Origin of the sequence: Demequina sp. NBRC 110054 (genome assembly GCF_002090115.1) — a bacterium.
Classification (GTDB): domain Bacteria; phylum Actinomycetota; class Actinomycetes; order Actinomycetales; family Demequinaceae; genus Demequina.
In genome coordinates this window covers 1,950,959-1,974,863 of record NZ_BBRK01000004.1, presented here as the reverse complement: position 1 = coordinate 1,974,863, position 23,905 = coordinate 1,950,959, and the positions used below count along the sequence as shown (strand labels likewise).

Sequence of the window (23,905 nt, the reverse complement as noted above, 5' to 3'; positions counted from 1 at the left end):
CGTCCCTCGTGCCTGTCAGTCGGCGAGGACGACGGACGTGTCGGTCTCGCGCAGTCGGCGAAGCACGGCCCGCTCGTGCGGGGTGTCGTTCGGCTGGTGCAGGGTCAGCAGCAGGTCGCCGTCGAGCGTGCGCGCGATCATGCCGTGGCCGCCATCGGCCGCCCAGATCGGCTCGTCCTCCTGGACCCACGGCCCCTCCACGGTTCCGCTCGTCGAGTGCGCGATCCCCATCGCGTACCCCTGCTCGCCGTAGCTCGACCACAGCATGATCAGCGCGCCCGAGGCCAGCCGATGCAGGAAGGGGCCATCGGTGACGTACGCCCTGTCCTCTCCGTCGAGCTGCGGGTGAGCCATCGGCCGTGACCACTCCGGCTCGGATGCCCTGAACAGCAGCATGGGCTCGCCCACCGTGGACTTGAGGTCGGCGCTCAGCCGTTGCGCGATCATCTCTCCGTCGATCGCCTGGACCCACTCGTGGCAGTAGACCATCCACGGATCGCCCGCGTCGTCCACGTGAAGCGTGCCGTCGAGGCACTCCCAGTCGCGAGGGGTCACCGGGCCATCGCTCCACGGCGCGTAGGGGCCCTCGGGCGCATCCGCCGCCAGGATCTGGGTGCCGCGGCGTTCGGACTCCGACGTGAACGTGGCGAACATGTAGTAGTGGCCTCGGTACGCGTGCACCTCGGGAGCCCAGTAGTCCCTGTCGCTCCAGAAGCCCCGGGGCGGGCGGAAGGCTTCGATCGGCCCCTCCCATCGCTCCAGGTCGCTGCTGCGGTAGCAGTCGAACCCGGTCGCGGGCGGATTCCAGACGTCCTTGTCGGTGCTGCCGAACAGGAGGTACTCGCCCCTCTCCGGCACGGTGACGAGGTAGGGGTCGCGAATCTGGATCTCAGCGAGGCTGTGGGTGGTCATGAGGGCCGTCCTTCAGTGGTGCGTCTCCTGCATGTCTACCGCAGCCTCTGCGTGACGTCGGTCGGAGACACTCGTCGCTGGCGCACTCGTGCGCGGAGCCGCTGTTCCGCCGCCCTGCGGGCCGATCTCCCCACAGTGCGCCCGCCGCACCGTCTCTAGTCGGAGGTCTCGAGCGGCGACACGGGGCGCTCAGTTGTGTCTACCGTCACCTTGTCGCCGGAGTCCACGTAGTAGTCCTCGAAGGGCAGCCCCCACTCGGTGTAGAGGACCTCACCGTCCGGCCATGCGATGACTCCGTCGACGTGGTCGATGTAGTACTGGGTCATGTCCACCGTGGAGCAGTCGTCCAGGACGAAGCGGATGCCCGTGGCCCGCGCGCCCTGGATCTCTTCTTCAGGGTCATCAATCGAGGCCCCCGGGATCTCGGTGAAGGTGTCGACGAGTTCGGCGATGAGCCCGGGCGTCACAATCGTGGTGCGGGTAATCTCGTCCGGGAGGGTGGACGAGACGTCGTAGAAGTACAACTCGACCTCAGCGACGTTGTCCGGGTCGAGATCGATGGAGCGGGTCACCGTTGGGGAGCAGCCCGCCAGCGTCGATGCCATAGCGACGGCAGCCACCGCAACACCGACTCGACCCGTCAACGGCTCCCCGCGCCCGCGACGCTCCGGCACCTTCACAGTTCCACCCCCAGTCGTCTGAACGAGGTGGCGGGCCTCGAGGGGTCCGAGTTCAGGCACACGTTGATGCGCCCCATCCCCTCGGTCGCGGGCCTCTTCCACCCCACTCTTCGTCTCACCGTAGACGACCACGGCACTGCGTGCCGGGATAGACGGGGAAAGTCGAGTCAACCGGGAATCGTCCCTGGAAACGACAAAAGCTCCTTGCCTTTCGGCAAGGAGCTTTCAGTCGTGGGTAGTACGGAAAACCCTGGTACGAGGGACGATCGAGGGCTTCCCAGAGCGTTTCCCACGGCCAGAGGGGTCATTTCCCACGGTACGACCATCTGGCACGGTAGCCAGGCCTGCGCCTAGCGCTCTCTCGCAAGGCCCGCAACGCGCCGCCACGATGCGCGGAACCGCCCGTACACCGCCCCGGGGTCGTGGCGTCGAAGCACCTCCAGCCGAGCTTCAGTTCGACGCGCATCGATCACACCGAGTTCGATTTCCAGGGCAAGCCGTCGAAGGGCTGCCGTCCACTCTTCCGCGCTGGCCCGCGGTACCACCGCTCCTCCGCCACACGTCTCGACCGGCGTGGTGACGCCGGGTAGATCTGACGCGAGGACGTATGCACCGTGGGCCATCGCTTCGAGCTGGACCATCCCTAGAGTCTCTCGCTCGGTAAGCGCGGGAAGAGCAAGCACGCCCGCGCTTGCATACAACTGGCACAGCTCCTGATCAGAAACCCTGCCCAGGAAGTCCACCCGATCCTCGACTCCGCTGTCGCGTGCTTGACGCTCCAGTTCCTCACGAAACGGTCCGGTCCCCGCAACCAGGAGGCGGAACCTCTCGACCTTCCGAAGTGCCTCCACCAACAAGTGCACACCCTTGTACCAGACCAACCGACCGACGAAGAGAATCGTGAAAGGGTCCCGGTCCACGTCTGCTCGACCCTCGAGCCCACAGGATGTGCACTCGATCGGGGCAGGAATCACTTCCACTCGCGCAGTGCCACGATCTAGGTCTCGTGACGATGCGACCATCGCGTTCGAATGGGCATAGACGATGTTGGCACGGTTCAAAGCCCCGCGCGCGACTCTGGTAGCAAAACGCTGAGCAACTCGGTGTCGCGCGAAGTAGTCGTTGTGATGCGTAATCACCAGGGGCGTACCCGAGCGACCCGCAATCGCCACTCCCCACCAGGCGATACTCGGGTACGGGGTATGCGCATGCACGACGTCCCATTCGCCTGTGGGTACGGCAATCGGAATCGGCGGACGCTTCGGCCACAACGACTGGGGGTACCGGCCGACCCGTTCGGCCTGGGCTCCATTCAAGCGACCGTCTAGTGGAGAGAGCGTGGCAATCTCAAGCGTGTCTCCGCATCTATGGGCGGTCCGCTGCAACGTCTCGACGATGCGCTCTGCGCCTCCGGCAGCCTTCGACCCGTAGTGAGGGAGAACGTGAAGGACGTGCATCACGACGCCCGTCGTGACGAGCGGGACAGTTGCACCCACCAGTAGAGCGACAGACAGGTCGCGACCACGCCAAACCACCAGATCGCGGTATTCATAGGCTCATCTGCTCGGTTCTGGAAGCCAACAACGATCGAGAGGACTTGGGCAAGCACGATCGCGAGACCAGTGGGCTCGTCCAGCCTCTTGACGGTGTGCCAGCGTTGCGCACCAGCAAGGTACTGTTCCCAGCCGAGCACCCGCTGCTCTCCACCACCAATCGAATCGAGTGCGGGCGCAAGTACGTCGCGAATGTAGCTACCGAGCGTTCGCACCGCCCGCGCCTGCGACGTGTACACGAGCATGAAGAATGTCCCCAAGAAGGGCGCGACGAGGATGATTGGCGCGAGCGTGGCGGAGTCAGTCAGAGCAATCGCCGAGAGCGTCAAGGTAGAAGAAATCGCAGCCGCGCCTGAGGTCTCCATAACCCGCATACGAAACAGGATCTCTTCACGGAGAACGCCAAACTCACGAAGGTGAAGTTCCGCAACATCAGCTCCTGTATCTCGGCTTCCGGCAGAAGTGAATCTCTTCCGAAAGAACACTGCCTCCCCCAAATCATCATGTGCCACGGTATTTCTCATCGAGCCTGACAGATTCGAGCCTGTTCTACCAGCACAGGACAAAGTTCTCACTGCGCAGTCGCTTGGCACTTTGTTTCTCTCTACAGCACCAGGGGCTGAGCTGGCTAGTTTTCTTTTCATTCGCCCAGCCTGCGGATCGACAACGCAGTCCGACCGTCACGTTCTCATGCGCCGAAACCTTCTCAACGCTGTCAGTGGTGCGGGGTAACCTCGTTACAAAGCTGTAGTTCCCAATGAACCCGCGAGTCCCGGAGGGGGACGCACGATGGCAATCCTCAGCAGTCAGTTCAGCGCGGCACTGGTATCAATCGAGCCTTCGGCTGACGACAAGAAGAACGCACCGGAAGCGCACAAGGAGCTTCGCGCAGCGCTCACGGGCGCGGACGAGTTGAAGGAATGGGGCATCGACCCCGTTCTCATCGGCTCCTACAAGCGTGACGTCTCAATCCGTCGCGTGACCGACGTGGATGTCTTCTGCCGCATGGAGGACATCGGCGACGACGTGGCGGGCGACACTGTCCTCGACAGGTTCTTCACTGTGCTCGACGCCGAGTTCGGCACCGACGCCAATGGCAAGAAGCGCACACGTCGCCAGGCTCGATCTATCACTGTCGACTTTCCGGAGTACGACGGCCTCCACGTCGACGCAGTCCCGGCTCGTAGGAGGACCGACGGCCACTGGGAGATTCCGACCCGTGAAGGCGGCTGGCAGACCACCAACCCCGAGCGACAGACCGAACTCAAGACGGCAATGAACGACGCGTTCGCCGACGACTACGTGCCCCTCGTGAAGCTGATTCGCCAGACACGGCGCACCATCATCGGCAAGCACCCAGGCGGGCTGTTCGCCGAGCTCGCGCTGTATGACGCATGCAGCAACGGCAAGGTGAGCAAGAGCTCACTGACCCTCTCCTACGTCACGGCGCTTGAGGCAATCGCCGCATATCTAGACGACAAGGTGAACTGGGGCAAGGGACTACCTGACCACACGATGCCTGGACACTCACTGGAGTTCCGAGCTACCGACAACCAGTGGGAGACAGCCCGCGACAACTTCGCGTCGGCGGCAGCCTTGGCGCGCGAGGCGTACAACGAGGAAGATTCAGGCAAGGCAGCCGTGGCCTTCCGCGAACTGCTCGGCGTGAACGGAGACGGTGACGTCGTATTCCCGATGCCCGACGGATATACGGAGGACGGCACCAAGAGTGCGGCCGCCTCGGCGATCATCACCCCCGGATCTCCGAGCGTTCCGGCAGGGGACCGCCGCTTCGGATGACCAGCTGGGACGAGGCGATCGCAGCCACCACCTTCGAGTTCATCGAGAGCATGGAGCAGAAGGGCTTCCGGGCCGACGAGCGCACGCTGACTGGAACCGTAGGTGAGGGAGCTGACGCAGTCCGCGTGGAGATCCTCGTCACGGACTCGTTCCCATTCGCACCGCCTGCTGCATGGCCACCATCAGACTTCCCCCGCTCGTGGCATCGCGAACTCAGCGGAGCGATGTGCCTCTACTCCGCTGACGACCGACAGAACCTCCCGTGGCTGGACGTGGACGACTTCCTCGCCCTCGTCGAGCGCTGGATCTACGAGTCCAAAGCGGGCTGGCAACAGGACTTTCCGGACCTCGACTTGGAGAGGTACTTCCCTCAGGTTGATGCACCGCTCATTGTCTACGGTGACCTCGACAGGCTCGGAAGCGTCGTTCAGTTTCGGACACAGGGCGATGTCGTGCGGATCAAGGGCGCTCACACACTCCCGAAGAAGAAGAGCGCAGCCAAGGACCGGACATTCGGCTACATCATCGACATCGGCGCTCCTGAGGTGCCGCCGCTGAACTGGGAGGACCTGAAGGCCTCAGTCCCCGAGGAAGACGCTGCACTCGTCGAAAGCTCTGTCGAGAAGGGCCGCCTCACTCGGCTGGTTGTCAGGTACGCGCGAGACGGTGTCGGTGCGGCGGTCGTGTTCGCGATCCGCAAGAATCAAGACGGCGCTGTTGCCTTGTCGGCACTGACGAGTGCTGGCGAGACTCATTCGACCCTCACGCTTCGTGCCGGCGTTCACGCGCAGACTCTTGCTGACGCACGTGTCGCTGTCGTCGGTGTGGGGGCGATCGGATCGTTCCTCTGCGACCTTCTAGCGCGCTCGGGAGTAGGTCGCATCACTGTCTACGACCCAGACATTGTGCGACCGGGAAATCTCATCCGTCACCTCGCAGACGCCGCCTCGGAGGGACTCCCCAAGACCGAGGCCGTCAAGAAGGCCCTCGAATCGCGCCCCTTTAACGTGACCGACGTCAGCAGCGTACCGACGGGCATGCCTGAACTGAAAGAACTCGCAACCATGTTCGCCGAGCATGATCTTGTCATCGATGCCTCAGCGTCGGGTGACGTGACGCCGGCGCTTATCGCTGCGGCCAAGTCGGGTGGACACCACTTGTTGTCTGTATGTCTCCAAGAAGAGGGCGACGTGGTGCGCGTCGACGTTGCTCCGCCGCTCCAAGGCGAGCCACTCAAGGCAACACAGTTCGGCTCACTGCCGGACCGCGAAAGTCTTCGGTTCGAAGCCGGGTGCGGAGACCCCGTGTCGCAAACGCCTGCCTTCGCGGTCTACGAGGCAGCAGCACTCGCCGCGCGACACGCCGTCGGACTGCTGACCGGCCTGCCGGTCTCGAACGCCGGGACCATACGTGACTACCGATAGGGGCGAAGCAGCCATACGCATCGATGGGGAGGCCCTCGCTGATGCCGAGGACCTGGCCAGGACCGCAGCACCCAACGAATCTGGTGGGATCTTGGTCGGGTGGTGGGAGCCTCCGAACGTCGCAATCGTACGGGCGCTCCTGCCCGTCCAAGATCATGACGTCGGGCGGTTCCACTACTCACGACGGCACTCGATCGCGCAAGCGAAACTTGAGGAGTACCGACGGACCCAAACCGATGCGAACTCCGGATACATCGGCGAGTGGCACAGCCACCCCGCTCCCCTGCCACCGAGTTCCACAGACCGTCGGGAATTAAACGCCATTGTGAAGCAGACGCGCGAGCGTACGGCGCTCGTAGTTGTCGCACTCGATCGTGGCGGCGTAGCCCAAGCCCACGGACTCGTCGGCCGGCCACGGTGGCCCCGGCAGGCTGCGATAGACCACGCAAGGATAGAAAGGACCGAGCCGTGAGCGATTGGTCGTTTGATATTGCCGCCGCGTTCCGGAACAAGGCCATCGCGTTACGCGCCTCGTTCCTCGCGATCCGCGACGTCACGTCGCATCCCACCGAACGCGGCGATCAAAGCGAAGCGGACTGGGTGGGACTGATTCGAGAGTTCCTCCCTACCCGGTATGCGGTGGGCCCCATCTTCGCCGTCGACCATCACGGCAACATGAGCGAACAGATCGATGTCGCCGTCTACGACACCCACTACTCGCCGCAGTGGTTCGGTGCCGCCAGCGGAACCCGCTTCGTCCCCGTCGAGAGTGTCTACGCCGCGTTTGAGGTCAAGCCAGAGTTCAGCACCGAGTACCTCGAATACGCACGAAAGAAAGTCGCCAGCGTGCGCGCGCTGGACCGCACCTCGCAGTCGATTGCCCACAAGGGCGGCGTCTACAAGCCGGAGCAGATCAGCGTGAAGCCAATCGTCGGAGGCATTCTCACCACACGAAAGGATCTGGCCAATCCGATCGACAAGTTGATTGAGACCCAACCGGGACATGGCGACAGCAAATTCCTGAATATCGGCATCTGCCTCAACCAGGTCGCGTTCGACTACACGCCAAAGATCGTGGACGACGACGTGCAGTTCCAACTGCAAACACGCGAGGGGGAAGACGCCCTCATCCACTTCTGCATCCGACTGTTTCAGCAACTCCAGGCGATCGGCACCGTTCCCGCCGTCGAGATGACGAAATACGAGGCAACCCTATTCGGGCACCAGCCTGAGTAGCCTGTCGATACCGGCCGATCCTCCGGCGCGCCCAGGCACCAGTTCCTGAAGTCGGGGCCGCGGGGCCTCCGAACGGTCGGTCGGAACTCTCCACTCCAGGCATCGATGCGTCATCGCTGCACGGTTCTCGCGCGCCTTGGATTGCCCCACGTCGTCAGCGCGCGCTCAGGCCACTAGGATCCGTGCGGCGCTATCTGTTCCGACGGGTCCTGGATTTCACCGTCGTAGGCGCGAGCTTCCGCGAGCAACGGCCATTCCAGATACTCACGCAATTCTAGGTCCCCGTCTTCGATGAGGCGTCGGGCGAGCGCGTGCGCCTCGGGAACCGCATCGAGCAACGCGTGTTTGGCGAGCGAGAACTTGGGCCCAAGTTCGGTCGGGTCCCAGCCCTCAACTTCGGCCCGGATGTCCTCGAACTGTCCCAGTCTCTTCCGCGCCAGCCACCCGTTAACGACCGCGATCTGTTGGGCCACAGGGCCGCTCCGATGCTGTGCGGCCCACTCTTCGTAGTTGGCAACCACTCCGAAACGACAGTTGCTCAAGAGCGTGTAGGAGGAGTGGCCCGCGATGTAATCGAACAAGGCATCGAGTTCCGCAGGCGATCCCTTTGTGAAGTGCTTGAACGCGGCGGAACTGATCTTCAACGCGGCAATCGTCGCGGCGTCGACCACGTCGACCAAGTACTGGGCCGTTACATCGGGTTCGTCGCCGACGATGAACTCCGTCCCTGGCACCTTTCGAACGTAGGCGCTGTCGACCTCACCTCCCTTGTGCACGAAGAGGTGTCGTCTCTGGAACGCCTCAAGCAGCACGGGGTCCGGGTTTCGAGTGGTGCCGTCGATAACGATGCCGCGGTCTAGAAGCCACTGCGCCCAGGACTCATACCCTCCCGTCATGATCCGGTCCGCGCGGTCGTCAATCGCCTCGGCTTCGAGCGCCTCAATGGTGTCGAAGGCTCTGATGTCGGAAACCGTGTACGTGCGTTCGTACAGGTTGAGAATCTGGGGTCGCAGAGTCAGGATCGATCGAACGTAACGAGCTACGAGGACTTCGAAGTCACCGATGGCGGTAGTCAGTAGCGCAGGCAGAAGCACGTCTGAGCCCCACCTACTGCGTGCCACTCTGGGCCACACCTGCAGATAGATTATTGACGCGGTTGCGTCACCAGTGATCGTCTGAATCGCGTCGTTCAAGCCCTGGAGCCAGGCCCAGTCGAGGTCTTCGAGTCCTAGAGGTGCAAGACCGCTACTCAGAGCTTCGATATCGGCTTTGCGGCTCCGTAGTTCACGTTCGAGAAGCTCACCAACTTCGCGGTGATGCTCGGTCGTCCACTGGGGGAAGAGCCTAGTTGCCTCTGCGATGAACCTGTCGACGAAGGACACCGCTTTGAGGTCGCCTTCATCGATCCGATGCGCGAGCGTCTGGATCTCGTTGGCCGCGTCCAAGTACCGATAGAGATGCGGTACGAGCTCAACATAGGTGGCGATCGCAGCCTCTTCTTGAGGGGTCATGGGCCGACCCTAGCGGGCGCGGCGCAATGAACTCGTCTAGTTTCCATCCGGCTCCGCATTTTGCAGAGCGATCCCATAGTCCTACCCACAACGCCGATTTCTCCGCGCACGCCGACGGCCTAGGACTCGAAGTCGAGAAGCTCGTGCTCGATCCAATTGAAGGTGCCGAGCGCGCCTTCTCCAGAAAGAGTCTGAACGTACTTCGCCTCCCGATCTTGAATTGCCTCGTACGAAAGAGGCTCCGCTTCGAAAGGATCGCCGCCGAGCCTGAGTAGCGGGTGTCGATTGAGAAGGTGGTCGTACGCAAGATTGATGTGTTCATATCTCTGATCTGACGTGCGGCACCGTTCAAAGGATCTTGAGTCAAAGCCGCCCTGCGCGCCGTACGCAGCGACGACTGTTCCCGTCCACGGCGATTGAAGCCGCCCCGCGACCGCATTCAGCTTGGCGAGCTCTTCGTCGGTCACCCCAGCAACGCTGCTCTTGACCTCGATAGGGATGAGTTTGCCGTCCGCTGCCATGAGCATGACGTCGACCTCGCCCACGACGCGTTGGGTCTTGACGTCGACGACTTCCAGGCCTGGATGGACTCCAAGCAGTGTCTCCGGTCCGCCACTGCTGAACGCCATCGCGAACCAATGGCACGCGAGTATGTGTCCCATCGCATCATGTTCGTAGACTCGCCGGAGCCGCTCGGATATCCGGTACCAGAACTGGGCCGAGGCGTGGTGAGGGAAAGGCTGATCGATGGTGCGCCCGCATCCCCTGCAGGTTAGTGGCGGCGCGAATGCGTTGACTGGGAGCCACTGCGTGGCGTGGCAGTACCTGCACTCAGCCCGCATACCTTTGACGATAAGTCCCGCCCGTTCGGCCCAGTCGAGCCACTTCACGGTGGCATCGGTGTTGCGGCCAAGGGCTTCCCGGAAGCGGTCGGAGTGAACCTCTGTTAGTTGATCCGGGCTCGGCGCAATCGCGTCGCGCGGATGGATGGGGTCCGCCCCACGCTCGCGATTGCGTCGACGCTGCCAGCTCATTCCCTCGCGCGCGGCCATGTCTTGGAGCAACTGCAGAAGCGGCTTGTGGAGCAGATATGTGACCCAGTCGAGCCCTCCAAGGCCTTCGATGAGAAGGCGGCTGGACAATCCAGGCGTTGACTCACGTAGGTCCAGGCCTTGTTTTCTCGCCACAGCGCGGGCCATGAGCATCCTGCTTGGCCAATGGATCTCCTGGGCGCGCCCGCCCGGGCGGCCCGCGCGCCACTTCGTGTGTAGGCCCGCAGCGAAGTCTGCGTTGACCCCGTTCACGTGACCCTGAGAAAGGCAAGGAAATGGCTGGACTGGCACCTCAATATCCGTGCTTAGCGCAGTCAGGTGTCCGAAGCCTTCGTGCTGCAGTATCTCGTTCATCTCCTGAGCGGGAACCATCGGGATCTTTGCCTTGCCGTCCTGCCACGTGACGACATCACGCCGATCCCACCCTGCAGGCCTTCCCAGGTGAAGTATCTCCTCGGCGTCCACAATCCCAGTCGCGTACGCTCGGATTCGTTCTCCGAGCCCCGCTCTCCAAGTCTCGAGCTCGGCGCGGCTTAGGCTGATGCTCGTAAGGTGCACAGACGGGCCTTGTGGCGACGATTGACGGTACCGAGCATCATCGACAACTCGCAGAAGCGCGTCCTCGTCCACCTCTCCGACGAGCACACCGATCGGAAGGGTTTCAAAGTCTCCGAACTTGCTCCTGAGGTTCCACAGGAGAGCGAGGTCTCGCACATCTCCAGCAGAACACACCACGAGCACATACGGACCGACCTCGTCACGTGCCGGAAATCGAGGAGGGAGAAGGTGGTCTCCGGCCGAGAAGTGTCGGCCATGCGGGTTCCGGTTCGGCAAGTTGTACATAGCGATCTGTTTCGGCGTAAGGCACGTCGAGTCACCGACCCTCGCCAATAGGTCCGTGAACGAGCCCGTGGGCTGAACTCGCTCAACGTTGAGGAAGTCCTCGAATCGAAGATCTGGGATCAAGCGCCCCTCCGCTAGCAACTGGGGAGACGGCTCCGCTGGCAACGTACCGAGGCACGCGGCATAGACACCACGCCACGGGTCCTCAGGGTCGAGTTCCACGATCTGTAGCGGCTTGAAGGCAGCCTGCTCTCGGTACTTAAGTAGCGCAGGAGCGAACTGGAGCTGCGAGTAACGGATTGCATCCGTGTCAGGCAACTTGACAACGTCCTTCGACAGGTTTCTTTCGCCGCCCCCGTTGCCGAGGAGGTAGTCAACCGCGTCTCCCGCCATCATTCGGCGAAAAGCTGAGTCCACGACGCCTGAGGGGTCGACGGGCAGCAGCGCTCCTCCTGCACCGCCCCAAGCCTGACAAAGAAACCCCGCTGCCTCGGCAACCGACGCCGGTCTGGTCAGATCAACCGGGTACGCGACGCGCTGCGGTCGCACTGTAGAGATCGCTTCATGCGGCCCACTCAAGGTGCTCTCATCAAGCAACTCAAACATTGTTGTCGACCCCCCGGAGGATGCACTCGGCGTGCGGCGGGAGCGTAGCTTGACATCTCGATGGACTCACCCGGCAAGAAGTCGTCTCACTGCGCCCGCGCTCGAAGTTCACGTTCGCCATACGAATGTCACTCTGCCGTCATACGATGCGAAGCGTCAATGATGACGTTGAGGGGATTGAGAATGACGCAGACGCAGGAGGGTTGGTACGCCGACCCCACCAAGAGGCACGAGCAGCGCTACTGGAGTGGCAGCGCGTGGACCGAGCATGTGTTCACCAAGGGCACGCAGAGCGTGGACCCGTACGTGACCGAGCCGCTCCAGGTAGCCTCCCCCACTGGCGGGGGTCAGGGTGGGGATCGGAAGGTGCCTCTGTTCGGTGCTCGCAAGCATGCGGGAAAGCTTCAGGACGAGAACGACCGCCTGCAGGCGCTGATCGAGCAGCACGGGCTGAAGGAAGTCGCAAAGTTGGATGCGACGCGGATCGAGATCCAAGACCAGATCACACGCGCACAGGCTGATCTCGCGTCGGTACAGAAGGCGCTGCAGTCGGTGGAGTCGAGCAAGCGTGAGGCTGAGCGGGACGTGGTGAACCTGCGAGCGACGGCGGGGATGCAGGAGTTCGGGATCTACGACTACGAGCACCCGGCCGAGTCGTCTGTCGCGTTGGCGATGGAGTTGGAGTCGGTGCGCTCTCAGATCAAGCAGCTGGTCGCATCGAAGAAGGCGACCGATGCGACGTCGGGCTTCATGTTCAACAACTCCGCCAAGCAGGGCGAGCGGTTCGTGGCGGACATGTCGAAGCTGATGTTGCGCTCGTACAATGCTGAGGCCGAGAACTGCGTCAAGACGGTCAAGGCCGGCAACCTGGAATCGGCACAGAAGCGCCTGACGAAGTCAATGGAGCAGGTCGAACGGCTGGGCAAGATGATCAGCCTGTCCATCACCGTCCCGTACCACAGGCTGCGCCTGAAAGAACTGGAGCTGGCCGCAAGGCACATGCAGGCTCTCCAGGCTGAGAAGGAAGCGGAGCGGGCGCATCGTGAGGAGCTGCGGGAGCAGAAGCGCGTCGAGGCTGAGCTGAAGGCCGCGAAGGACAAGCTGGAGAAGGAACGCTCGCACTACGAGAACGCGATCGCAGCCCTGGTGGAGAAGGGCGATGAGGAGGGTGCGGCGAGGCTGCGGGAGAAGCTCGCCGATACCGACAAGGCCATCGCGGATGTCGACTACCGTGCCGCGAACGCACGTGCGGGCTATGTGTACGTGATCTCGAACATCGGAGCGTTCGGGCCTGATGTGGTGAAGATCGGCCTGACCCGGCGTCTGGATCCGATGGACCGCGTCAACGAGCTCGGCGACGCCTCCGTGCCGTTCAGATTCGACGTCCATGCCCTGTTCTTCGCCGACGACGCCGTCACGCTCGAGTCCAGCCTCCACCAGCGCTTCGCCGACAGGCGGCTGAACAAGATCAACCTGCGCCGCGAGTACTTCCGCGCCACACCCCAGGAAGTCCTCGACGCCCTCAAGGAACAGCACGTCGAGGTCCTCGAGTTCACGCTCGAACCCGCCGCCGAGGAGTACCGGGCCAGCCAGGTGTCCGCGTAGCGAGTGCAGCCAGGCGCGTCGCGGCGTCGGGTGGGTCCCACCGGGTGCGACGCGACCCATATGCGAAGAGGTGGGACGGAGTCTTTCGACTCCGTCCCACCTCTTCGTCGTCTTGCGGCCTACCTAGTTGCCCCCTTGCGGTCCTGCCTGGCGTACCAGTTGCTGATCGCGTTGATGTTGGCGGCAGCGGCCCTGATGGCGAGCATGAGCGCCTGCTTGCCCCCACCTCGGATGTGCCCTGTGGCAGGCAGGCCACTGATCTCGCGCGACCCGGGCCCCACGCGCAACGGTGCCGCATCCGCCTCCTTGCGGGTCGGTGCCATGCTCTGCGGTGCGTCGGTTCCTTCACCGCTCATAGAGGTCATAGTCAGGATGCAGCCGAGGCGACGAGCCCAGGCCGGGAAGTCCGTTGAGACACCCTGGTAGCCATGGTCGACGGTGAGGGCCCCCGGTTTCGATCCGGCGTCGTTCAGGCCCTGCAGGATCGTTTCGGCAGGCCCGTCGATGTGCGTGTCTGGCCTGGTGAGGGCGATGCCGCCGACAAGGCGAGGCGCGTCGCCGAACTGCATCGGCGACAAGCCCGCAACCACGACTACGCCGCCGATACCTAGGACGTACGTGACTGCCGTCTCGAAGGTGACGTCTACGTTCATCGACTGCGTTGCGCGCGTCGGCAGCAGATGCAGCGCGGCGGCCGTGAGCCGTCCATAGAGCTGTGCTCCTCGGTCGTGGAGGCGCTCGATACGAACGGGACCCGTGGGGTAGACGGGGATGAGCGTGGCGTCGATCGCGATGCGCCCCGCGAAGTCAGGGCGCGGATCGATGAGCTCGGCCACGCGAGTCAACGCACGCCGCACGGTCTCGATCGCGAGGCCGACACGCTGCGCGTCGAGCGCCTCGTCCTTCTCGGCGTCATCCGAGACGGGCAGACCGAGCGTGGAGCGGGTGTTCGCGGTCATGGCCGAGTCGGTGACGAAGTCGTGGATTGCTGTCATGGTCGGGGCGACACCGGTGACCGCGCAGGCAAGTGCGGCGGTCACGAAGGCGGCGGGCGGGATCGCGACGCTAACGCCGCCGCATGCCGCGCCCGACGCGCCCTCTTGCACGTAGCCGGTCAGCAGCGCCGGGATGTCGCCTGCGTCGACGTAGCCCCGTGCCACGGCAGCGGCTGCAGCCCGCACCTCGGCCGAGTCCGGAGCGCGGCCATCGTCGAAGAGGGTGCGAAGTGTGTAAAGGTCGTCGGCGAACAGCGCGACAGCGTCGTCGCCGTCGGTCGTGTGGTCGAAAGTAGTCATGAATTCTCCGTAGAGCGATAGATCGAGAGAAAGCAAGTGCGAACCGTGCGACAGCGGAGCCGCCCGCATCCACAGGCCGAGGGGCCGCTCGAAGGCGGCCTCAGATGCCGGCGGCGTCGCGGCCGGTGGGCTTGGCCTGCCTGACGTGCCAGCCGCTGATGGCGTCGGTTTCCGTGGCGGCGGCCTCAATGGCGGCGGCGAGTGCATGCTTGGCGTCGCCACAGTGACGGCGCTTGGCGCGATCTACTTTTGCGAATTCGTAGGCCCACATCGGGTTGGGCAAAGCCTGCGCATGCAGATGGCCATCTCGGCGATCGAGATGGGCGTACCAGGGGTCCATGAGACTGCTCCATTCAGGATGGGGGAAGAGAGTGACCTCCGTCAGACGACCACCCGGCTTGACATAACTATGAGCGTCGGAAGTCGGTTGTCATGGAGGCTGGGGTGCGCGTCGCGACATTCGCCTGCTCGCCCGACGAGAGCGGACCCCCATTCACAGGCGCGCGCCAGCACGGCTCACCAATGAGCGCATTGCGGCCTCAGACACTCCCTCGGGGCGTGAAGGCGCGCGGACTTCCAAAGATCGAGAGGCGCGAGCAACAGCTCAGCCATGTGGCCGCGTGAGGCACTTCCACGCCCCTGCCACCCCGTGGGCCGACGGCCGTCAGCCCGGACGTCACGCTTGACCGGTAGTGCCATCGTGGCCCGCAAAACCCCTGTTTGCAAGAGGAACGCGCACTTCCGAGACCTAGAGCCAAGGCACTGAGTTGTGGTAGTTGACCGCGCCATCTGAGACTCCGCGAACCATGCTCGAAACACCCACGAATGACTGCTCTCCCCAGCGCGGCCAAGCCGTCAGAACCAAGCCGCACACGCGAATCCTGCTGAGGGCCGTGGGCGACAGATCGCCCTAGGAAGTCACCGAGATTCTCTGCCCCGGCCACCTGCCGACCGCCGCCAATGATCGAAGGCAACCTGTATCCGAAACGCCTGCTGCGTCTCGCATCCGGATTCGCACTGCGTTCAATTGAAGGGATGACGGGGCCGACCAGCCGTTCGCGATGCTCTCACGCGCCGCGTCGGCGGTACGCCTCAAGACGGACGCGCCGCACCGTGCGATTCGCCGGGACCACAGGCCGAGCAGGACACCGCGAACGCGGCTGCCCACAACTGCAGCGCTGGCTGGCGTCGGAGCCTGCCCCGCTCTTGTGGACACCTGATCCGAGGCGATGATCGTCTTGGAGGGGAGTTCCACAGATGCCTGCACCGAAGTCGCCGGAGTTCCGGCAAGGAGCATTGATCTGGTCGGCCAGGAAGAACCTGTGGCAGCCACGGCGCGCAATCTAGGAATCAGCTAGTCATGTCCGCGCCGGTGGACGGCGCAGGCCGTCGTCGGTGTCGGACCTACTGCTGCTCAGATTCCCGGTGGTTGCCGATGTCGACGAGGTGCCCACGAACGGGGCGAGGGACGCGACCAGAACGACTAGCAACTAGCAGCAGCCGGCGAATCACGTCAGCGACCCGCGCATTCGGATGTTGTGGAGGAAGGTGCTGCGCGCCCGGTCGGACAACGGAACCTTGAAGTCCGGCTCGGTGAAGTCAGCGAGCGCCGCTTCGACCGATACGAATTCCACGCCCGCTGACAGCCACCGGCCTCCAGAGTGTCGCGACAAGACGATCGCAATGTCCCAGGATCGCTCGGCCCAGACCGCCCATTCGCCTGAGCTTCCGGCGATGCCCACGACATTGGCTGTGTAGGCGACCGAGCCGCTGGGATCGCCGCCCGGTTCGTATGAGACCGCTCCCCAGAATGTCTCAGAGACGGTCCGCCCAGCCGTGGTGAAAGCGGGGTACGAACCGTAGGACTCGCGGTAGTAGTCCGGCGTTGGGTCGAAGACCGCAACGCTGACGGTGGCATCCCCGTAGGTGTCGACGAGATCCTGCAAGACCGCGCCGAATGGTCCCGAGATAGCGTGATCGAACTGACAGACGTCGGCGTGTCCTTCCGGGACTTCGAAAGGCCAATTCGGCAGCCGGGTGTCGGGATGGAGGACTTGCGCGAGTTCGCCAAGAATCCGCGCGAAGGACTGAGCGTCCACGGGGTAGAAGCGGCTGTCGGTCATTGCTCGTAACCCAATCGAATCTCGATCACCTTTTCGGCTGCGCCCTGCGGCGTGTAGTCCAGCGTCCATCCCGGATAGCCGCTTGAGTTCGGCTCGCGGAGGACGAACTTCGCTCCATCCTTCTCGAAGATTTGGACTGTACCGTTCTTTGCGGACCAGGAACTCCACCCGGTTCGGGACAAGGTCTCGGCAACTTCGGTGTACGTCGCGTTCGTACCCACGTTACGGATCGACCTGCCCAACGTCATATCTACGTACGTGTACGACTCCACACGTACGGCGTTTGAGGAAGCAGCCGCCATATCGGTGGCGGCCGCTCTGGCGAGGTAGGAGCCGCCGAAACCTACGAGCGCGGGGACCACCACGTAGACAACGACGCCCACTGCGCCCCGTTCAAGCTGGCAGCTCGTATAACTGTCGGAAGGGCAGGGTGCCCAGCATTCGCCGGGGTTTGCCTCACACACCTGCTGGTGGAGGAGTCGATTCTGGGCCTCGGTATCGATCAAATACAAACCCTCGGGCGAGATACCGTCTCTGATCTCCTTGGTAAGGCTGTTGTACAGGTCCAGGTACGCAGTGTCGTTGCCCTCTTTGGCCAGGTTGACGAAGAGTGAAACGAGGTCGTCGCCTTCGAAGACGCTTCCGCTGCTATTCGACTGTGTGTTTCCGGCACTCGGCGCGGTGCTGGTAGACGATCCCGAACTGCTTGATTGAACGCTGCCGCTACCAGGGACGCCGACGGCTCGGCCGTCATCCCACAGTTTCGGATCCAGGCCCGTCGGATCGGCGTATTCGACCGGGTTGTTGTTGGCGTACATGTACGCGTCGAGTGACCGTGGGTCGGACGCATCGAGCAGGGGGTCGGGCGAGAGGAAGCGCCCGATGGTCGCGTCGTAGTATCTCGCGTTGAGATACGACAGTTCGGTGCTGCTGTCCTCAACCTGTCCAAGCCAGCCACGGTCGGTGTCTGTCAGTTCGCTGGTGCCGCGCACCTGGCCGTAGGGCGTGTAGGCGACGCGCTGGACGTTGGCGTCTGCGATCGGCTCGTCGCCCTCGACTGCAACGGTGGCGGAGCCCTGGACGTCTGCGAGTAGCCACCACAGTTCGCCTTCGTCGGTGAGATACCCGATCGTGGTGCTTCCGAGGGTGTAGTAGCGAGTTGCGGTCACGCCGTCGCCCGCTGTGTTCACGGCCGTGTCCGTCACCTCGGTTGCGCCGAAGTACGCCGTCACAGCGGTGTCGCTGATGCGTGCGACGCGTTGCCCCGAGGCGTCGTACAGGTACAGCTGGGTGCCTGAGTTATTGGTCGTGGAGACCAGGTTCGACATCACGTCCCAGCTGGCGGTGAGGGTTTCGCCATTGGCGGTTCGTGTCGTCAGCCGGCCAGCGGCATCGTATTGGTAACTCTTGGTGGTCTCGCCCTCGCTGCTGGTTGCTGTCACCTTGGTCACTGCAGCCGGGTGCGCAGAGTCTTCTGAGTCGAAGTTCTCGTTGACCGTGGAGGCGGCTCCGACAGCGCCCTCGTCGACGGAGGCGGCAGACGCTGCGGGAGCAGTCTCTTCCGTCTCTGTGTCCTCGGCTGAAGCTGTCGGATCGACGGTGGTGCTCGGGGTCGCCGTTGCCGCCGTGCTGGCGGAAGCGGAAGTCGAGGGCTGTGCGCTCGTGGTGGCTTCAGCACTCGCGACCGGATCGGCGCTTGCCGTCGCGAGCTGCTCTGTGGCGTCGAGGGTGTCCCCGTCGTCGAGTGTTGATGTCGAGGGAAGCGTGGTGGACTGGGTGAGGATCTCTCCGACCTTGTCGTAGGTCCAGGATTGGGCGTACGACGACGCGTCGTAGGTCCATGAAGTGTCGTCTGTGTCGACTGCGGTGCCACACTCCGCTGTTTCGCCCTCGGTTGTTCCGGTTGCGTCGTAGGTCCAGGCGGATTGCAGGCGGTTGAGTCCGTCGTACACGAAGCACTGGCCCTGGATGTAGTCGTACGTATCCGTTTCGTCGCTTCGGACGACTTGGTCGATGATCGCCGTGACCCGACCTGCGTCGTCGTACACGTATTCGTCGTCCTGCACCGGGTCCGTGCCGTCTGCGGCACCAAACGCAACCTGGGCAATCGACGAGTCGGCGTTCCAACTGACCGTGCGGGTGCCTCCGTTGACGTAGGAACGCGAGGTCAGTCGGCCGATGGCGTCGTATGTCACGCCGGTGACGAGTTGTTCGGCGTTGCCGGCACTGAGCGTCGAGAGCGTCACAGCCTGGCCGAAGCGGTTGTAGCCGGTCGTGACGGTCTCCGCTTCCAGTGATCCCGCGGCGGGCAGGTCGACGTCGGTGAGTTGTCCAACGTCGTCGTAGTCGAACGATTGCGTGTACACGTAGCCCGACAGATCGCCCAGAAGCTCCGAGTCTGGCAGCGTGACGGTCGACTCGGCAAGGCGGTGGTCTTCGTCGTAGGTGTATGTCGTGGCAACCTCATACGAATCGTCGCCGACGACAGTGGTCGCAGTCTCCTTGACAAGTAGCCCGAGATCGCCAGTGTCCAGCTCAAGATCGGCGAGGTTCTCGGCGTTGGCGTACGTCCAGGTAGCAGAACTCGACTCGTCCTCGTCGGAACCATCGGGCTCCTTCGAAGTACGACCCACGAGCCGCCCTAGCACGTCGTACTCCATCGTCACGGTACCTGCGGGGCTCGTCGTCTCCGTAGCGTTGCCGTCGGCGTCGTAGGTGTACGAGGTCAAGCCCGCGTTGGGGTCCTTCAAGGATGTCTGGCGGCCTGCAAGGTCCCAGGTGTATTCGGTCTTTTTGTTGCCGGAGTCGGTCACCGTGGTTCGCGACCCGCTGGCGAAGGTCTCGTATGCATAGTTGGTGGTGATCGCGGTCGACGTCGTGTCGTCGTCGGCCGGCAACTGCGTCTGCGTGACGAGGCGGTTGCGTGCGTCATAGGTCGCCTCAGTGGTGGCGACGACCTCGGGGTTTGCACCGTCGTCGTCGTAGGCGAGTGTCTGCGTCGCCTGCTTTGATCCGAGGTAGGTGGTAGTGACCTCCTGCTGTGCGACCGCCGTCAACTCGTCGGCTTCCTTCACCATGGACGTCGACGAGATCGTGCGGCCCAACGCGTCGTAGACGATTTCGGTGTAGGTGTCGACGTCGGTCTCATAGTCGTCGGCGACGAGGTCTACCAAGCCCGAGGAGAACTGGGCAGACTTGGAGTCGTAGAACGCTCCCGAGGTGAGGATGACCTGACCGTACTGGTCATATTGGGTGGCTGACACAGTACGACCTTCGGAGCCGTCTGCTGCCACGGTGTGCGTCTGGATCTCGCGTCCGAAGCCATCGTAAAAGGTGTAGGAGCGGTTGACGAAGCAGCCGTCTTCGATACAGATGTAGTTTCCGCTGGCGTTCTTGCCCATGTACGAGGCACTCATCACGGCCACAGGGCGGGTTCGAGCGCTGAGCTCGGTCGTGTAGAGGTCGTACTCGTAGTATGCGGTCGGCACGACATCCAGTGACGGGGCACTGCTCTGGCCGTATTCCGTCGGTGCCCACACCTGGGTGAGCATCCCGAACGCGTCGTAACCGTAGTAGGTGAAGTCACCGTTGGCGGACTTCTGCCGGTAGACGTTGCCGTAGTTCGGCTCTGCCCAGGTTGCAGAGGTGTTGCCTGCAGCGTCTGTCACCGCCGTCTTGGTCACTCCCGCCGCGTTGCGCCAGTATGTCCAGGTCGTCATCGCAGGCTCGTACGAGGAGTTGCCCTGCGCCTTCTTCACTTCCTCAGGCATCGTGGCAGTGATGATGCGCGCTTCGTCGTCGTACGTGGCTTCTGCGCGAGAGTAGGTGTCACCGTCGATCTTCTGCACCTCTGCTGTCGCAAGACCACGGGTGGGCGTGTTGTCCGACAGCGTCTCCGATCCGTCGTACAGCACGTAGCTGTAGGACGTCTCAGTACCGCTTGCGCAGGTGCCTTCGTAGGTGGTGGTGCTGGCCTGGAGCATCAGGTATTCGGTGGCGTGCCACGTGGCCTCATTCCAGTAGCTCACTGCGGCACCATCGGCGTTAGTGGTGTTCTGTGCGTAGCCGTATTCGACGCATGTGGTGGCAGAGTCCACCTCGCTACCGTCGTTCGTCGTCGCGACTGTCGTCTTCTCGTGGTCGAGGTATCCGTTGTCGTTGTATGTCGACGTCGTCGTTGAGGTGCTCGACCAGGTGGTGCCGGGCTCGTACGCGTAGTCGACCGTGGTCCTCAGCCTGGCGATGCTCGCCTGCTGCAAGGCGTTTCCCGTGGAGGGTTGCGTCAGTGAGTATTGGTAGGCGGTGGCCGCAATGAGAGTTCCCTCGGCATCGCGAGTCGTGGAGGATGCCAGATAGCCAGCCATGCGAGGCACGTCTTCCCGGATGAAGCCGCCCACGATCGTCTCAAGGTCGACTACCGGGCCTTCTTCGCCGCTGGATGCCATGTAGCGCTTGCTGATACCTCGGAAGTACTGGTTGCGCACGGTCAGTGCGTTGTCTCCGGTGCCGGTGGTGACCCTGACGACCTCGTAACCACGCCAGTCCGAGAAGCCCGAGTGGCTGTCGTCGTTGTCGTACAACTCATTCTCGGCATAGTTCCACGCGCCGTTACCGATGTAGGCGTACGTATAGGTCTGCTCAGGCTGGCCACCCACCGTGTCGACAAGCTTGATCTCCTTGACCAAGTAGTGGTGGTAGATCCCGGCGCTCTTCTTGCGTACGGACGTGTAGCACGAGTCGGTGTTCTTTGACGCTACGAAGTCCGTCACCCACTGTGAGTCGTCCTCGTCGTCGAGGTCGAATCCCTCGGTGGGGCAGACGTCGACCTCACCGTAGTCGGCGTAGTCGACGCGGATGCGCTCGCCGGTGCCTTCAGTCACGCGGGTGATGCGTCTCTTGGGCAGCGCGGTGCGGGTCGGGTCAGAGGGGTCCCAGTCGACACGGTTGTTCATCTCCGTGCCATCAAAGGTGACCGCGTAGGTGCGCAGGTAGTCGTCGGTGTCGTAGTCGTTGTACGCGACGGTGTACACCGAGTCGAGCCACAACGCCCGAGTGTTCTGATCTGAGGTGGCGGGCATGCTCTGCACCAGTTGGGTGCGCTGCACCTTGCCCCAATCGCCACTGGCGTAGACGAGTGTCGTGATGTTGTCCAGACGGTGCGTGGCGAAGAACACCGGCGCATCCTGCACGCTCGTGCACGAGCCCGTGCACAGCAAGTCGATAGGTGTGTCGACATAGGTCGAGGTCTTGCCGTCAGAGTCCAGGCCGTCGGGATCGGTGACGGCCTTGAGGGCACTTTGCGCGCAATCGTCCTCCGCGGCCGCGCTCAACGGGTCGTTGTAGGTGGTGGTCTCGACGCAGCGCATGGAGTAGCCGAGGTTGGCCTTCGCCTGGTAGCTCGACAGTCGAGAACCTGGAGCGTCCGCGTCGGCCTCATCGAAACGGGCACCGTAGAAGACATTCAGCAGACGAATGTCGCGCACGTACTCCAGAGTGCTTCCAGAGCCGGAACGGTAGTGGTTGGTCGACTGCGCATACTCGTAGGTGGCACCGAAACCGGTGGAGTCCTCTTCGTGGTCGAGCATGAAACGGTAGCCCTGTACGGTCGGGTCGGTGCCCGAGTCGCCGTGAGGTTCCTCATCGTCGTCTCCATAGACAGGCACGGTGGCCACCGAGTTCGTCGTCATGCCGTCGACGTCTCCGAGCCCAAAGTAGTAGACCGAGCCATCAGGTGTGCGCAGCACGAAGTACTCAGAGTTGTTGTCGCCGTTGAAGCTGTCACCGCTGCGGGTGACGCGGGTGAGACGCCAGTCCGGGTTGTCCTCAACGTAGAAGAGGTTGCCGCTGTCACGCACGACGTCGTAGGCGCTGCCGTCGAGGACGAGAGTAAGCGACATCGACGCTGGGGCGTCGCTGTAAGGCGACTGCCAGCACAGGTCACCGTCGTAGTCGGCGGCTTCGAAATTGCGGTCAGCACCATCGTCGATGTCATCTTCGCAGTTCTTGAAATTGCGTTCTATGTACGCGGTGGACAGGCTCCATCCGTCTCCGACAAGACCCGACTGGTTATTCGTCGCAAGGTTCTGCCCGTCCACTGCCGACGACGAGTAGTTGAGGCTCAGATCCGGCGTGGGGCCTCCGGTCACCGGAGGCACGTCCACACCGATGCTGTACGAGAACGCACCGGACTGCTCGCCGACAGCCCACGTGCCCGCTGACGGCAAGGTGGACGCGGCGAAGTCACCGGCCTGGCTCGCCGCGCCAGCAACCGCCACCACGATGGTCGGGCCTGCAACCGAGGCTTCCATCGTCACGCCCTGGGAGTGTGCAAGACCCGCAAGCAGGTCGCTGGAGCGCGTGGCGGACGTGATCGCGGCTCCGCGTGACATCCCGAACTGTGCACCGTCGATCTCAAGCACGTGTCCGGAGTCCGCCGGCGCTGTCACGCGCGTCAGTCCACCCAGGTCGTCGGAGCGCGGTAGCTCCACACCGATCAGACAATCAGCGTTGTCGGGATCCGTGAGCGCACATGCGGGGAACGCGAGCAGTTGCAGTCGGTCGCCGTAGTTCGCGCCGTAGAGGTTCGACACACCGGTCAGGTCCAAGGCAAGGTCAACCCACGCGGCATCAGCCTCACCGTCATCAAGCGTGACGCTCAGCGCGAAAGCCGAGCCAGGGATAGCGGCTGAGGCGTCGATGGTCTCAACTTCAACGCTCGCACCTTCGTCGGCCCGGACTACTTCTTCGATAAGCAGGTCAGGTCGGCCGCTGACGGCGACAGTGGTGGCCATCTCGGACCCGAACGTTCCTTCGAACGCGTTCTCGAGGCTGGGCCTGCCCACGCCGGCGACCACGTCGTAGGACTCACTTGTCGGCTTGTCCTCCCAGGTGTTCTGCCGGGAGGCCCGCGCCGCGAACTGGTCCGGAGCGGCCACCTTGAACGTGTCGAAACCTGGTGCCGGATCGGCGGAGGCAAGTTCGACCGCGGATGCTGCGGCCTCGGCGTCGACTGTGGCAGGGGTCTGCGCCTCAGCCGTGTCAACAGAGTCCGTGTGAACCTCGTCGGTCACATCAATCGTGTAGACGTCACCAGCTTCGGAGTCTGTCTCTGGCGATGCCACCTGGGTCGAGACTACGTCCGCCATGATTGCTTGGGCCGGGACTTCGACGGCAACCACCGGCCCGGAAAGGGCCAGCATGAAGGCGCTAGTCGCCGCGACAGTCGCCATTGCGCGCCCGGCCCGCTTCGTGTCGTTGAGATCCAC

15 protein-coding genes and 1 pseudogene are annotated in these 23,905 nt (G+C 63.2%); 5 read left to right on the top strand and 11 right to left on the bottom strand.

Annotated features, from left to right (window positions below; all coding sequences use genetic code 11):
- Positions 1-15 precede the first annotated feature (15 nt).
- From B7K23_RS09000 to B7K23_RS08985, 5 genes and pseudogenes are all read right to left on the bottom strand, one after another.
- The gene (locus B7K23_RS09000; RefSeq protein WP_084125992.1) at positions 16-912 is read right to left on the bottom strand and encodes a glycoside hydrolase family 43 protein; all 897 of its coding nucleotides are present in this window, start codon (positions 910-912) and stop codon (positions 16-18) included.
- Between the two features lie 155 nt (positions 913-1,067).
- Positions 1,068-1,484, bottom strand: coding sequence for a hypothetical protein (locus B7K23_RS08995; protein ID WP_234996450.1), 417 nt, complete (start codon positions 1,482-1,484; stop codon positions 1,068-1,070).
- 458 nt (positions 1,485-1,942) lie between these two features.
- Positions 1,943-2,512: a glycosyltransferase gene (locus B7K23_RS15960; protein WP_234996449.1), complete on the bottom strand. Its 570-nt coding sequence runs from the start codon at positions 2,510-2,512 to the stop codon at positions 1,943-1,945.
- 42 nt (positions 2,513-2,554) lie between these two features.
- Positions 2,555-3,049, bottom strand: a pseudogene (locus tag B7K23_RS16150) (glycosyltransferase); the annotation flags it as partial.
- The gene (locus tag B7K23_RS08985; protein ID WP_143338173.1) at positions 3,049-3,657 is read right to left on the bottom strand and encodes a hypothetical protein; all 609 of its coding nucleotides are present in this window, start codon (positions 3,655-3,657) and stop codon (positions 3,049-3,051) included. The pseudogene B7K23_RS16150 and the gene B7K23_RS08985, both read right to left, overlap by 1 nt.
- A 277-nt stretch (positions 3,658-3,934) precedes the next feature.
- Here B7K23_RS08985 and B7K23_RS08980 point away from each other — a divergent pair, with 277 nt between their 5' ends.
- From B7K23_RS08980 to B7K23_RS08965, 4 genes are read left to right on the top strand one after another with little or no spacing between them, the layout of a single operon-like run.
- A complete protein-coding gene (locus B7K23_RS08980; protein ID WP_084125988.1) occupies positions 3,935-4,945 on the top strand; it encodes a nucleotidyltransferase in 1,011 nt (336 codons plus the stop codon).
- Positions 4,942-6,369 carry a ThiF family adenylyltransferase gene (locus tag B7K23_RS08975; RefSeq protein ID WP_084125987.1) on the top strand — a complete coding sequence of 476 codons (1,428 nt, stop codon included), beginning with the start codon at positions 4,942-4,944 and terminating at the stop codon, positions 6,367-6,369. Before B7K23_RS08980 ends, B7K23_RS08975 begins: the two co-directional genes overlap by 4 nt.
- On the top strand, positions 6,356-6,841 hold the full coding sequence (locus B7K23_RS16145) for a Mov34/MPN/PAD-1 family protein (RefSeq protein WP_084125986.1): 486 nt from the start codon (positions 6,356-6,358) through the stop codon (positions 6,839-6,841). The genes B7K23_RS08975 and B7K23_RS16145 overlap by 14 nt, the downstream gene beginning before the upstream one ends.
- Positions 6,838-7,605 (top strand): DUF6602 domain-containing protein, encoded by a 768-nt coding sequence (locus B7K23_RS08965; RefSeq protein ID WP_084125985.1) that lies wholly within the window; start codon positions 6,838-6,840, stop codon positions 7,603-7,605. Before B7K23_RS16145 ends, B7K23_RS08965 begins: the two co-directional genes overlap by 4 nt.
- Before the next feature lie 173 nt (positions 7,606-7,778).
- Here B7K23_RS08965 and B7K23_RS08960 read toward each other — a convergent pair whose 3' ends face one another.
- On the bottom strand, positions 7,779-9,116 hold the full coding sequence (locus B7K23_RS08960; RefSeq protein WP_084125984.1) for a hypothetical protein: 1,338 nt from the start codon (positions 9,114-9,116) through the stop codon (positions 7,779-7,781).
- A 119-nt stretch (positions 9,117-9,235) separates the two neighbouring features.
- A complete protein-coding gene (locus B7K23_RS08955) occupies positions 9,236-11,407 on the bottom strand; it encodes a hypothetical protein (protein WP_084125983.1) in 2,172 nt (723 codons plus the stop codon).
- A gap of 393 nt (positions 11,408-11,800) precedes the next feature.
- Between B7K23_RS08955 and B7K23_RS08950 the strand changes: the two genes are divergently transcribed.
- A complete protein-coding gene (locus B7K23_RS08950) occupies positions 11,801-13,222 on the top strand; it encodes a DUF4041 domain-containing protein (protein ID WP_084125982.1) in 1,422 nt (473 codons plus the stop codon).
- 119 nt (positions 13,223-13,341) lie between these two features.
- Here the strand turns inward: B7K23_RS08950 and B7K23_RS08945 are convergent, their stop codons facing one another.
- From B7K23_RS08945 to B7K23_RS08930, 4 genes are all read right to left on the bottom strand, one after another.
- Complete coding sequence (locus B7K23_RS08945; protein WP_143338172.1) at positions 13,342-14,586, bottom strand: hypothetical protein; 1,245 nt, start codon at positions 14,584-14,586, stop codon at positions 13,342-13,344.
- Between the two features lie 31 nt (positions 14,587-14,617).
- The gene (locus B7K23_RS08940; protein ID WP_084125980.1) at positions 14,618-14,857 is read right to left on the bottom strand and encodes a hypothetical protein; all 240 of its coding nucleotides are present in this window, start codon (positions 14,855-14,857) and stop codon (positions 14,618-14,620) included.
- Between the two features lie 1,168 nt (positions 14,858-16,025).
- On the bottom strand, positions 16,026-16,640 hold the full coding sequence (locus tag B7K23_RS08935; RefSeq protein ID WP_084125979.1) for a hypothetical protein: 615 nt from the start codon (positions 16,638-16,640) through the stop codon (positions 16,026-16,028).
- Complete coding sequence (locus tag B7K23_RS08930; RefSeq protein WP_084125978.1) at positions 16,637-23,905, bottom strand: RHS repeat-associated core domain-containing protein; 7,269 nt, start codon at positions 23,903-23,905, stop codon at positions 16,637-16,639. The genes B7K23_RS08935 and B7K23_RS08930 overlap by 4 nt, the downstream gene beginning before the upstream one ends.

Coding starts and splice junctions, on each gene's coding strand:
- B7K23_RS08975 (WP_084125987.1), top strand. CDS start 4,942: ATGACCAGCTGGGACGAGGCGATCGCAGCCACCACCTTCGAGTTCATC.
- B7K23_RS08935 (WP_084125979.1), bottom strand. CDS start 16,640: ATGACCGACAGCCGCTTCTACCCCGTGGACGCTCAGTCCTTCGCGCGG.
- B7K23_RS08955 (WP_084125983.1), bottom strand. CDS start 11,407: ATGATGGCGGGAGACGCGGTTGACTACCTCCTCGGCAACGGGGGCGGC.
- B7K23_RS08950 (WP_084125982.1), top strand. CDS start 11,801: ATGACGCAGACGCAGGAGGGTTGGTACGCCGACCCCACCAAGAGGCAC.
- B7K23_RS08960 (WP_084125984.1), bottom strand. CDS start 9,116: ATGACCCCTCAAGAAGAGGCTGCGATCGCCACCTATGTTGAGCTCGTA.
- B7K23_RS08980 (WP_084125988.1), top strand. CDS start 3,935: ATGGCAATCCTCAGCAGTCAGTTCAGCGCGGCACTGGTATCAATCGAG.
- B7K23_RS08945 (WP_143338172.1), bottom strand. CDS start 14,586: ATGCGGGCGGCTCCGCTGTCGCACGGTTCGCACTTGCTTTCTCTCGAT.
- B7K23_RS08940 (WP_084125980.1), bottom strand. CDS start 14,857: ATGGACCCCTGGTACGCCCATCTCGATCGCCGAGATGGCCATCTGCAT.
- B7K23_RS09000 (WP_084125992.1), bottom strand. CDS start 912: ATGACCACCCACAGCCTCGCTGAGATCCAGATTCGCGACCCCTACCTC.